The following is a 12,007-nucleotide window of genomic DNA, read 5'->3' on the forward strand; positions in this document are numbered from 1 at the left end:
GATTGCCCCCGTAGAGATATACCGATTGTGGAATTCAGATCTGGCCGTCGAACGGCAGGATGTCGACCGGCGCACCGGCGTCGATCGCACCCGCATCGTGGCCGAGAACGATGAAGCAGTTGGCGGCGGCGAGCCCGCTCAGCGACGCGGAACTCTGCGAGCCGGCCGGCGCGACGTGCCAGTTGCCGTCGGCGGCGCGCGTGGCGATGCCGCGCAGGTATTCGGCGCGGCCCGGGCGCTTCTTCAGCGGCTGCGTGCTGAACGCGCGATACAGCGCGGACGGCGGCACGTGTGCGCCGGCCATCGCGAGCAGCGCGGGACGCACGATCGCATGAAACGTCACCGCGGACGCCACAGGATTGCCGGGCAGGCCGAAGAACAGCGCACCGCGTGCGCCGGCGGACGGCGGCGCCAGCATGCCGCAGGCGAGCGGCCGTCCGGGCCGCAGCGCGAGGCTCGCGAACGTGATGTCGCCGAGCCGCGCCATCACGTCGCGCGTGAAATCCGCTTCGCCGACCGACACGCCGCCCGACGTGATCACCGCATCGACCTGCGCGGCGACCGCGCCGCGCAGCGCCGCCTCGAGTGCAGCAGGATCGTCGCGGACGATGCCGAGATCGACCGGTTCGACGCTCAGGCGTTCGAGCATCGCGACCAGCATCCCGCGGTTGCTGTCGTACAGCGTGCCGCGGTCGAGCGGCGCGCCGGGCGTACGCAACTCGTCGCCGGTCGAAAACACGGCGACGCGCAGGCGGCGGCGGACGGTCACGTCGGCGATGCCGAACGACGCGAGCAGTCCGAGGTCCGCCGGGCGCAGGATCCGGCCCGCGGCGAGCGCGCACGCGCCGCGCGCGAGATCTTCGCCCGCCTTGCGGCAGTTCGCGCCGCGCGACACGTCGCGCGCGGCGAAGCGAATCGTGCCGTCCTGCACGGCTACGCGTTCCTGCGGGATCACCGTGTCGCACCCGGCGGGCAGCGGCGCGCCTGTCATGATGCGGATGCAGCCGTGCGCGGGCACGGCCCCGTCGAACGGCCGGCCGGCGAAGGCCGTGCCCGCGATCGCGAGCGTCACGTCGCCGTCGGGCGACGCGTGCGCGCAGTCGTCGCCATTGAACGCGTAGCCGTCCATCGCCGAGTTGTCGTATGCCGGGATGTCGAACGGCGCATTCACGTCGGCCGCGAGCACGCGGTCGAGCGAGTCGCGCAGCGACACCGTGTCGCATGCGTCGACCGGCACCGCGCAATGGCACGCGAGCGCTTGCGCATCGGCGAGCGACATCGGCGTGTGATCGTCTGGGGCGGATCGTGAAGCAGGCGAGGAGTGCGTGGTCATGAGTCGGACTGCGCCGCGAGGCTTATCGGGTTCGTGGCCGGGGTTCGTGGCCGGCAGGACGAGAGCGGTGGGTGAGCGCGGTGTCGCGTGCGGCAGGGCGGCGGGCGGGAACGGGGCCGGTGCCGTCAGCGACGGGCGAGCGCGGCGAGTTCCTGCCAAGAGTTGGCATTGTAAAACGCACGCTCGTCGTGATACTCGACTTCGACCGTCTTGTGGCGTGCGTACCACGCACGGACCTTGCGATCGCCGGCGCCGAGCCGTGCCGCCAGATCGTCGGCGAGCGACGTGCGCAGCAGCGCGAAGGTCGGCTGGGGCGAACGTTGCTGCCGCGCGTCGACGGTGACGGCCATCGCGATGTCCGCTTGGCATTCGACGAGCGCCGCATGCAGCCGCGCGACGAGATCGTCGGGCAGGAAAGGCGAATCGCACGGGGCGCACGCGACGAGCGGCGCGTGCGCGGCGCGCATGCCGGCGAGCAGCCCGGCGAGCGGGCCGGGAAAGTCGCGTGTCGCGTCCGCCACCACGTGTGCACCAAACGCCGCGCCGAGCTCGGCGTAGCGGTCGAGGTGGCGATTCGCGCTGATCAGCGTCTCATCGACCTGCGGCGCGAGCCGGCGCAGCACGTGGAGCGCGAGCGGCGTGCCGTCCAGCAGCTGCAGGCCCTTGTCGGCGCCGTCCATGCGCGTCGCGCGTCCGCCGGCAAGCAGCAGGCCGGCAATCGACGGGGGAGCGGAAGCGGGCATCGCGCGTCGGGGTCAGCCGCCGATGTACGACATCTCGACGCGCTTTGCGGCGCCTTCGGGGGCCGTATCGGGCGTCGCGCTGCCGCGCAGTTGCGAATAGCGGTCGGTGCGGGCCTGCCAGATGCGCGCGATCGCGGTTGCGATCTCGGCGTCGCTCGCGCCGCCCCGCACCAGTGCGCGCAGGTCGTGGCCGGCCGACGCGAACAGGCACAGGTACAGCTTGCCTTCGGTCGACAGGCGCGCACGCGTGCAGTCGCCGCAGAACGCCTGGGTGACGCTGGAGATCACGCCGATCTCGCCGCCGCCGTCCGCATAGCCCCAGCGCTGTGCGGTCTCGGCTGCCGTGTGGGCCTCGAGCGGGACGAGCGGGAAATGCTCGGCGATGCGCGCGACGACGTCGGCGGACGGCAGCACTTCGGTCATGTTCCAGCCGTTTGACATGCCGACGTCCATGTACTCGATGAAGCGCAGGATGACGCCCGTGCCGCGGAAGCGCATCGCCATCGGCAGGATCTCGCTGTCGTTCGTGCCGCGCTTCACGACCATGTTGACCTTGACGGGCTCGAGGCCGGCGGCCTGCGCGGCGAAGATCCCGTCGAGCACGTCGGCGCTCGCGAAATCGGCGTCGTTCATGCGCTTGAACAATGCGTCGTCGAGCGCGTCGAGGCTGACCGTCACGCGCGTGAGCCCGGCGTCCTTCAGCGCGCGCGCCTTGCGGGCGAGCAGCGAGCCGTTGGTCGTCAGCGTCAGGTCGAGCGGGCGGCCGTCGTGCGTCGTCAGGCGCGCGAGGCGCTCGATCAGGAACTCGAGGTTCTTGCGCAGCAGCGGCTCGCCGCCCGTGATCCGGATCTTTTCGACGCCGTGTGCGACGAACAGCCGCGCGATCCGCTCGATTTCCTCGAGCGTGAGCAGCGCGCTGTGCGGCAGGAACGGATAGTCCTTGTCGAAGATCGCGCGCGGCATGCAATACACGCAGCGGAAATTGCAGCGATCCGTCACCGAGATGCGCAGGTCGCGCAGCGGCCGCGCGAGCGTGTCGCGCAACAGGCCGTCGGGGGTGTGCGCGGCGCCGGAGACGTCCGGCATCCCGCTGACGTCGGCAAGGGGAATGATGCGTCGGGACATGTTGAAAGAAGTGCGAGCCAGACCTCTATTCTAGCTGCAAGCGGCAGGCCGGACCCGGGGCGGAAACCCGCAGCGCGGACGTGAAAAAGCCCGCCGGAGCGGGCTTTTTCGTCGTGGCGGACGCGATCAGTGGTGCGTCGTTTCCACCTGCTGCATCGGCGTCGTGTCGACGGGCGGCAGCGCCTTGCGTTCGCGCGGCACGCGGACCGCGCGCGGGAGGTGCGACGCGGCGTCCTGGGCGGCGCGGAGCTTGTCGGCGTCCGTGTTCACCCACACGAGGCCGGCCTGCGTGAGCACCGTCTCGAGGCTGGCCGCAGCAGCCGCGGCGGCGGCCGGCTGCGCATGCTCGGCGACCGGTGCGGCTACGGCTGCAGCGACCGGTGCCGGTTCGACATGAGCCGCTTCGACGTGAGCCGGTTCGACGTGAACCGCTTCGACAGCCGGTGCCGGGGCTGCTTCGGCTGCGACGGCCGGCGCGACTTCCGCAATCTCCGCGACCGGAGCCGGTTGCGGGGCAACGACCGCCGCAGCGGCTTGAGGCACCTCGAACGCGTCGGTCGGCGACACGGCGACCGGGGCGGGGCCGGCTTCGGCCTCGACCGCAGGCGCGGCGCCGACCGCTTCGGCGGGTTGCGCTGCAACGGCGGGCGCTGCCGGGGCTTCGTCGACGCGGGCCGGTGCCGGCTGCGTGTCGACCGCGGCCGGCTGGGCCGGTTCGGCATGCGCTGCCGCGGATTCCGCAACGACTGCGCCAACTGCTGCAACGGCGGCTACGGCTGCCGGTGCTGCGGTGTGCACCGGCTCGGCCGTCGCGACCGGTGCGGCGTGCGCTACCGGCTCAACGGCCGACTCTGCTGCGGGCACGGCGACGGCTTCGCCGTCCGCGCCTTCCGCTGCGTGACCGACGATCGCGCCGTCTTCCTCGCGTTCGCGACGACCGCCACGGCGGCCGCGGCGGCGGCGGCGGCGCTCCTCGCCGTCGCGCGCGCCGGCTTCGGCGTCAGCCATCACGTCGGCGCCGGGCAGTGCGGCTGCGGCAGCCTCGTCTTCCACCTGTTCCGGATGGCTTTCGCCACGGGTCACGGTCTCGAGCGTGGCCGCATGCTGGGTCGGCTTGCGGCGTTCACCGCGCTCGCGACGCTCGCCGCGGCCGGTTGCTTCGACGGCTTCCGGCTGCTCGACGCGCTCGCGTGCCTCACGCGGTTCACGTGCCTCACGCGGCTCACGCGGCTCGCGTTGTTCGCGCGGCTCACGCGCCTCACGCGGTTCGCGTTGTTCACGCGGCTCGCGTGCCTCGCGACCCTCGCGGGCTTCACGCGGCTCGCGTTGGCCACGGCCTTCGCGGCCTTCACGACCTTCACGACCTTCACGCGGTTCGCGTGCTTCCTTGCCTTCGCGCTCCGGACGCTGCGGCTGGCCACGGCCGGCGGCAGCCTGATCGCGGCCGCCCTGCGGCTGCTGGGCGCCACCGCGGCGGTTGCGATTGCGGTCGCCGCCGCGCTGCTCGGTCTTCTCGGTGCGCTCGCGAACCGGACGGGCCGCGGCCGGTTCCAGCACGGGCGCCGGCGCCGGCGCGGGTGCTGCCGGCTGCATGCCGAACAGGCCCTTCAGCCAGCCGATGAAACCGCCGCGTGCCGGGACGACAGGTGCCGGTGCCGGTGCGGGCGCCGGTTCCGCCGCACGCTGCGGCGCCGGGCTCGGTGCCGGACGTTCGGGCGTGATGCCCTTGACCGCGGCTTCCTGCTTCGGCTTCACTTCGGCGGCGCGCTTGCTGTAGCCGGTTTCCGACTCCATTTCGCGGGCCGCTTCCTCGGCCATCTTCCACGATGCGCGCGGATCGTCGAGGCGCGCGTCGTCGTGGCGCAGGCGCTCGAGCTTGTAGTGCGGCGTATCGAGGTGCTTGTTCGGGATCAGCACGATGCCGACCTTGAAGCGCGACTCGATCTTGTTGATTTCCTGGCGCTTTTCGTTGAGCAGGAAGGCGGTCACCTCGACCGGCACCTGGCAGTGGATCGCCGCGGTGTTTTCCTTCATCGCTTCTTCCTGAATGATCCGCAGGACCTGCAGCGCGGACGATTCGGTGTCGCGGATATGGCCGGTGCCGTTGCAGCGCGGGCAGGTCACGTGGCTACCCTCGGACAGCGCCGGGCGCAGCCGCTGGCGCGACAGCTCCATCAGGCCGAAGCGCGAGATCTTGCCCATCTGCACGCGGGCGCGGTCATGCTTCAACGCATCCTTCAGGCGCTGCTCGACTTCGCGCTGGCTCTTCGCCGATTCCATGTCGATGAAATCGATCACGATCAGGCCGCCGAGGTCGCGCAGACGCAGCTGGCGGGCGACTTCGTCGGCCGCTTCGAGGTTCGTGCGGGTTGCCGTTTCCTCGATGTCCGCGCCCTTGGTCGCGCGCGCCGAGTTCACGTCGATCGCGACGAGCGCTTCGGTGTGGTCGATCACGATCGCGCCGCCCGACGGCAGCGGCACCGTGCGCGAGTAGGCCGTTTCGATCTGGTGCTCGATCTGGAAGCGGGAGAAGAGGGGCACGTCGTCGTGGTAGCGCTTCACCTTCGCGACGTTGTCCGGCATCACGATGTCCATGAACGCACGGGCCTGATCGTAGATCTCGGTCGTGTCGATCAGGATTTCGCCGATATCCGGCTGGAAATAGTCCCGGATCGCGCGGATCACGAGGCTCGATTCCAGATAGATCAGCATCGGCTGGCCGGCGTTGCCGCTTTGCGACGCCGCCTCGATCGCGCGCCACAGCTGCAGCAGGTAGTTCAGGTCCCACTGCAGTTCCTCGGCGCTGCGGCCGATGCCCGCGGTGCGGGCGATCATGCTCATGCCGTCGGGAATCTGCAGTTGCGCCATCGTTTCGCGCAGTTCCTGGCGCTCGTCGCCCTCGATGCGGCGCGACACGCCACCGCCGCGCGGGTTGTTCGGCATCAGCACGAGGTAGCGGCCGGCGAGCGAGATGAACGTGGTGAGGGCCGCGCCCTTATTGCCACGCTCTTCCTTCTCGACCTGGACGATCAGCTCCTGGCCTTCGCGCAGGGCATCCTGGATGCGCGCGGAGCGCATGTCGATGCCTTCCTTGAAGTACTGGCGGGCGACTTCCTTGAACGGCAGGAAGCCGTGGCGGTCTTCGCCGTAGTTGACGAAGCAGGCTTCGAGCGACGGCTCGATGCGGGTGACGACGCCCTTGTAGATGTTGCCTTTGCGCTGTTCGCGTCCGGCGGTCTCGATATCGATGTCGATGAGTTTTTGCCCATCGACGATGGCGACGCGCAGCTCCTCCTGCTGCGTCGCATTGAACAGCATGCGTTTCATGAACGACTCCAGGCGGCTCTGCTGCCGGCGCCTCACGGTTGTCAGCCGGGAGAGCGGGGACGACGGCAGGCCGCGCCTTGTTGTGTTGTCACAAGCACGCTGGAGCGGGAACGATGGCGGGGAGAATTGCCTGAATAGGCGCTTGGGTCCCGAACGACGGGGCCGGCGGCCAAAGGGCACCTGCGAATACGGCTCCAAAGCACGGCGTTCACACACCGCACGCTGCGAAAGCGCGCTAAGCCTGAGACCGGCATTGCCACGGGCGCGCGCAGTGAGTCGCGCGCGCCGACGGGCGGCAGATGCTGCGGCTTCGGCCGCAGCGGGGAGTATCGAATCCAGCCCGACTTTCCCGCCTGGGGTGTACTTCCCTGGTTTGACGTCGCCAGTCCCCGCACGCTTCGCGGGGCCAAATCGGGCGCAACGCCGTAGTTTTCGCAACCGGCAGCCGGTACGGGCGCGTATCGCGCCGCCCGGCTGCCAATTAAATTCTTTTCAACCAACTTTCCGTTACCGCGGCGCCTTGCCGACCGAATCCGCCTGTGGGCGCGATCCTTGCCGGCGGCCGGCGCCGTGCGTGCAACTTGCTGCTTCTCTTGGTTCGGGGCGAGCAGTCAGCCCCCGGCGCAAGTAAAATGACGGTTTGCGCTTGCGCCTCACCCAACCCGTCCAGGCCGGCCGGTCAGGCCGCCCGCTACGTCAGGCTGGGCAAAATTATATTCAGTATGAATGAGTTAGGCAAAATATCCCAGAATTCGGTCGCAAGTGGCCAGGTCTCGATGATCGAGATCGACGAAAACGCTGCCGGTCAGCGGATCGACAACTTCCTGTTGCGCGTCTGTAAAGGCGTGCCGAAAAGCCATATTTACCGGATCCTGCGCAGCGGGGAAGTCCGCGTCAATAAGGGTCGGGTCGACGCGCAGTACCGGCTCGCGCATGGCGACATCGTGCGCGTGCCGCCGGTCCGGGTGGCCGCGGCCGACCTCGCGCGCGCCGGCACGCCCGTCGTGCCGCCCGCGCATTTCGACGTGCTGTTCGAGGACGACGCGATGCTCGTCATCGACAAGCCGGCCGGCATCGCAGTGCACGGCGGCAGCGGCGTCGCGTTCGGCGTGATCGAGCAGATGCGCCAGGCGCGTCCGCGCGCGAAATTCCTCGAACTGGTGCACCGGCTCGACCGCGAGACGTCCGGCATCCTGATGCTCGCGAAGAAGCGCGCCGCGCTCGTCGGCCTGCATGAGCAGATCCGCGAAAACCGGATGGACAAGCGCTATTTCGCATGCGTGCACGGCGAATGGCAGCCCGACTGGGGCCGCCGCCGCGCAGTCAAGGTGCCGCTGTTCAAGTATTCGACCCCGGAAGGGGAGCGGCGCGTGCGCGTGCAGGACGACGGGCTGCCGTCGCATACCGTCTTCAACCTCGTCGAGCGCTGGCCCGAGTACGCGCTCGTCGAGGCGGAACTTAAAACGGGTCGGACCCATCAGATTCGCGTGCATCTCGCCCATCTCGGCCTGCCGATCGTCGGCGACGCCAAGTACGGCGATTTCGCACTGAACAAGGCGCTCGCCCGCGCGAACGCGCAGCCGTCGCTCAAGCGGATGTTCCTGCATGCGCACCGGCTGCGGCTCGCGCATCCGCTGACCGGCGAGGCGCTGCAGTTCGACGCGCCGCTGCCGGATGAATGCCGGCGCTTCCTCGACCAACTGAGCGCATTGCGCGATACCGCTTGAAACGCATGGCCCGACAGCAATTTGATCTGATCGTCTTCGACTGGGACGGCACGCTGATGGATTCGACGGCGCACATCGCCTACAGCATCCAGGCCGCATGCCGCGATCTCGGTCTGCCCACGCCGTCCGACGAGGCCGCCCGCTACGTGATCGGCCTCGGGCTGCGCGACGCGCTGCAGATTACCGCTCCGACCCTCGATCCGGCCGAGTATCCGCGCCTCGCGGAGCGCTACCGGTATCACTACCTGATCAAGGACCAGCGCATCGAGCTGTTCGCCGGCGTGCGCGAACTGCTCGCCGAGCTGCGCGACACGGGCTACCTGCTCGCGGTCGCGACCGGCAAGGGGCGGGTCGGGCTGAACCGTGCACTTGACCAGGCGAAGCTGACGAGCCTGTTCGACGCGACGCGCTGCGCGGACGAGACATTCTCGAAGCCGCATCCGGCGATGCTGCAGGAACTGTCGCGGGAACTGGGGCAGGATCTGGCGCGCACGGTGATGATCGGCGACACGACGCACGACCTGCAGATGGCCGCGAGTGCGGGTGCGGCCGGGATCGGCGTCGCGTACGGCGCGCATTCGGCCGACGCGCTCGCCGCTCTGGCGCCGCGCTTCGTTGCGCCGGACGTCGACGCGCTGGCCGGCTGGCTGCGCGAGTTCGCATGAGCGCCGCATCCGCATCGGAGGCGGTACGGGTGTGCGCGGCCGACGCGCTGGCCGACCGCGGCGCGGGCGTGCGCGTCGACGCGACGCTGCGCGGCGAGCCGGTCGTCGTGTTCTTCGTCCGCTATGATGGGCGCGCGTACGGCTACCTGAACCGCTGCGCGCACGTGCCGATGGAGCTGGACTGGGTCGAGGGGCAGTTCTTCGAGTCGTCCGGCCTGTATCTGATGTGCGCGACGCACGGGGCGATCTACGCGCCGGACACCGGCAAATGCGTCGGCGGCCCGTGCCGCGGCGCGCGCCTGCGCCCGGTGGAGGTCGACGAGCGCGACACGCCGGACGGTCGCGCGGTATTCTGGTTGCCCGACGCGGATCTGCGCCCCGCCACCCCTGACTGACGACAACGACGCATGGCCGACCAACCGACTCCTCCCGATTCCTCTTCCCGCTCCGACGGCCGCGAACCGAACTGGGAGCGCGCGGCGCTCGAGCGGATTGCGCTCGCGGCAGTGAAGGAGCAGCGCGCGGCGCGGCGCTGGAAGATCTTCTTCCGCTTCGCGTTCCTCGGCGTGTTCCTGCTGCTCGCGTTCGCGCTGATCGATTTCTCGAGCGATTCGAAGTTCTCGACGGGCGGCCGGCACACGGCGCTCGTGACGATCGACGGCGAGATCGCGGCGGGCACCAACGCGAACGCGGAAGACATCAATACCGCGCTCGACAGTGCGTTCGACGACGACGGCGCGGTCGGCGTCGTGCTGCAGATCAACAGCCCGGGCGGCAGTCCCGTGCAGGCCGGCATGGTCTACGACGAGATCAAGCGCCTGCGCACGAAGTATCCGGGCAAGCCGCTCTATGTGGTCGTGGGCGACATGTGCGCGTCGGGCGGCTATTACATCGCGTCGGCGGCCGACAAGATCTATGTCGACAAGGCCAGCATCGTCGGCTCGATCGGCGTGCTGATGGACGGTTTCGGCTTTACCGGGCTGATGAACAAGCTCGGCGTCGAGCGGCGCCTGCACACGTCGGGCGAAAACAAGGGCTTCTACGATCCGTTCTCGCCCGAAACCGCGAAGATGGACGCACATGCGCAGGCGCTGCTCGACCAGGTGCATGCCCAGTTCATCAAGGCTGTGAGGGACGGCCGCGGCGCACGCCTGCACGAGACGCCCGACATGTTCTCGGGCCTGTTCTGGACCGGCGAGAAAAGTGTCGAGCTCGGGCTTGCCGACGGCTACGGCACGACGGACATGGTCGCGCGCGACGTGCTGAAGGCGCCGGATCTCGTCGACTACACGGTGAAGGAGAGCCTGACGAACCGCGTCGCACGCAAGTTCGGCGCGGCCGTCGGCAATGCCGCGATGAAGGCGCTGGCGACGGGGGCGCAGTTGAGCCTGCGCTAGGCGCGGTTTTCGTCGACGGCGGGTTGGTGAGGGCTCGCTGCCGGCGGTGTCGCGAAGGGTTTGCGCCGGCCGCGTGCCGGGTGGCCCGCCGCCTGCGTCACCGCACCGCCGCGCTGCCGCATCGCTGCGCTGCCCGCGGCAGCGGCAGCGGCAGCGGGCGCGCACCGTCAGTTCGCCAGCAACAGGAAGATCGTGGGGCGCTTGTGCAGATTCGGCACAGGCGCTTTTTTCCATTCCGCCGCCGTGCGGCTCGCGATCGTTTCGGTCGCAAGCGTCAGGTCGGCCGCGACGCAGATCAGCGTCGACGGTGCGCAGGTTGCGACGAGCGTGTCGAGCATCGCGTGATTGCGGTACGGCGTCTCGATGAAGATCTGCGTCTGGCGGGCCTTGCGCGACAGTTGCTCGAGCTCGCGCAGCCGTTTCGTGCGCGCAGCCGCGTCGACTGGCAGGTAGCCATTGAACGCGAAACTCTGGCCGTTCAGGCCCGACGCCATCAGCGCGAGCAGGATCGAGCTCGGCCCGACGAGCGGCACGACCTTCACGCCGCGCTCGTGCGCGCGGCGCACCAGTAGCGCGCCGGGATCGGCGACGGCCGGGCAGCCGGCCTCGGACACGAGCCCGGCGTCCGCGCCGGCCAGGATCGGCGCGAGCAGCCGGTCGATCTCGCCGGCCGGCGTGTTCACGTTCAGTTCGCGGATCTCGATTTCCTGGATCGGCCGCGTCGTGCCGATCTTCTTCAGGAACGCGCGCGTGGTCTTCGCGTTCTCGCCGATGTAGTAGCCGAGCGTGCCCGCGCGGGCCTGCACGGCCGCGGGCAACACGGCGGCCAGCATCGTTTCGTCGCCGTCGCCGAGCGTGTTCGGTACCAGATAGAGCGTGCCGGCCGTCATGCGCGGTCTCCTCGTGTGGCAAACAGCGGGTAGCCGGCGGCGCGCAGCATCCGCGTCAGCGCGATCAGCGGCAGGCCGACGAGCGCGGTCGGGTCCTCCGAGTCGATCGCGTCGAGCAGCGCGATGCCGAGCCCTTCGGACTTCGCGCTGCCCGCGACGTCGTACGGCGTTTCCGCGCGCAGGTACGCGTCGAGTTCGGCCTCGGGCAGCGTGCGGAAGCGCACGCGCGTCACGATGTCTTCGGTCTGCGTTTCGTCGGTGCGGCTGTCGTACAGGCACAGTGCGCTGTGGAATTCGACGTCGCGCCCCTGCATCGCGACCAGCTGCGCGAGCGCGCGCTCGTGCGTGCCGGGCTTGCCGATCTGCAGGCCGTCGAAGGTCGCGACCTGGTCGGAGCCGATCACGAGCACGCCGTCGGGCGCATCGATCGCCGCGGCGACCGCGCGCGCCTTCGCGCCGGACAGGCGCAGCGCGGTCGCAGCGGGCGTCTCGCCGGGCAGCGGGGTTTCGTCGATGTCGGGCGACACGACGTCGAACGGGATGCCGAGGCGCTCTAGCAGCGCGCGGCGGTAACGGGAACTGGAGGCGAGAATCAGCCGCGGCGGGCGGCAAAGGGTGTCCGGCATGGTCGGTTGGATCGGTGAGTCGTAGGGCGCCACACGGCGGTGCGCGGGTGCCAGCTTAAGTGATTGACTGTAAAAGGTAAAACAGGTATGCTTTCCCGCTTTTCATCGGCAGGCTCCTGTTGGGTGCCCGCCGGGTCTTCGGAAGTCCACGGCGCCGAGCCGGCTCGACACGCA

At 69.6% G+C, this 12,007-nt stretch carries 10 protein-coding genes; 4 read left to right on the forward strand and 6 right to left on the reverse strand.

Annotated features, from left to right (window positions below):
- Positions 1-34: 34 nt before the first annotated feature.
- From moeA to ACV22Z_RS04970, 4 genes are all read right to left on the reverse strand, one after another.
- Complete coding sequence (gene moeA / locus ACV22Z_RS04955; protein ID WP_448075220.1) at positions 35-1,333, reverse strand: molybdopterin molybdotransferase MoeA; 1,299 nt, start codon at positions 1,331-1,333, stop codon at positions 35-37.
- Positions 1,334-1,458: 125 nt separating this feature from the next.
- Positions 1,459-2,076 carry a molybdenum cofactor guanylyltransferase MobA gene (gene mobA / locus ACV22Z_RS04960; protein WP_448075221.1) on the reverse strand — a complete coding sequence of 206 codons (618 nt, stop codon included), beginning with the start codon at positions 2,074-2,076 and terminating at the stop codon, positions 1,459-1,461.
- A 12-nt stretch (positions 2,077-2,088) separates the two neighbouring features.
- Positions 2,089-3,201, reverse strand: coding sequence for a GTP 3',8-cyclase MoaA (gene moaA / locus ACV22Z_RS04965; RefSeq protein WP_448075222.1), 1,113 nt, complete (start codon positions 3,199-3,201; stop codon positions 2,089-2,091).
- A gap of 126 nt (positions 3,202-3,327) precedes the next feature.
- Positions 3,328-6,528: an Rne/Rng family ribonuclease gene (locus ACV22Z_RS04970; RefSeq protein ID WP_448075815.1), complete on the reverse strand. Its 3,201-nt coding sequence runs from the start codon at positions 6,526-6,528 to the stop codon at positions 3,328-3,330.
- A gap of 722 nt (positions 6,529-7,250) precedes the next feature.
- Here ACV22Z_RS04970 and ACV22Z_RS04975 point away from each other — a divergent pair.
- The 4 genes from ACV22Z_RS04975 to ACV22Z_RS04990 are packed head-to-tail and all read left to right on the forward strand — an operon-like array spanning position 7,251 to position 10,317.
- Positions 7,251-8,255 carry an RluA family pseudouridine synthase gene (locus ACV22Z_RS04975; protein ID WP_448075223.1) on the forward strand — a complete coding sequence of 335 codons (1,005 nt, stop codon included), beginning with the start codon at positions 7,251-7,253 and terminating at the stop codon, positions 8,253-8,255.
- Positions 8,256-8,260: 5 nt separating this feature from the next.
- Entirely contained in the window at positions 8,261-8,920 is a 660-nt protein-coding gene (locus ACV22Z_RS04980; RefSeq protein WP_448075224.1) for an HAD-IA family hydrolase, read from the forward strand.
- Positions 8,917-9,315 (forward strand): Rieske (2Fe-2S) protein, encoded by a 399-nt coding sequence (locus tag ACV22Z_RS04985; RefSeq protein ID WP_448075225.1) that lies wholly within the window; start codon positions 8,917-8,919, stop codon positions 9,313-9,315. The genes ACV22Z_RS04980 and ACV22Z_RS04985 overlap by 4 nt, the downstream gene beginning before the upstream one ends.
- A 12-nt stretch (positions 9,316-9,327) precedes the next feature.
- Entirely contained in the window at positions 9,328-10,317 is a 990-nt protein-coding gene (locus ACV22Z_RS04990) for a S49 family peptidase (protein ID WP_448075226.1), read from the forward strand.
- 167 nt (positions 10,318-10,484) lie between these two features.
- Here ACV22Z_RS04990 and ACV22Z_RS04995 read toward each other — a convergent pair whose 3' ends face one another.
- Both ACV22Z_RS04995 and ACV22Z_RS05000 read right to left on the reverse strand, forming a co-directional pair.
- The gene (locus tag ACV22Z_RS04995; RefSeq protein WP_448075227.1) at positions 10,485-11,207 is read right to left on the reverse strand and encodes an SAM-dependent methyltransferase; all 723 of its coding nucleotides are present in this window, start codon (positions 11,205-11,207) and stop codon (positions 10,485-10,487) included.
- Positions 11,204-11,833 (reverse strand): Maf-like protein, encoded by a 630-nt coding sequence (locus ACV22Z_RS05000; RefSeq protein WP_448075228.1) that lies wholly within the window; start codon positions 11,831-11,833, stop codon positions 11,204-11,206. The genes ACV22Z_RS04995 and ACV22Z_RS05000 overlap by 4 nt, the downstream gene beginning before the upstream one ends.
- Positions 11,834-12,007 lie beyond the last annotated feature (174 nt).

The sequence above is a fragment of the Burkholderia sp. PU8-34 genome, assembly GCF_053427725.1.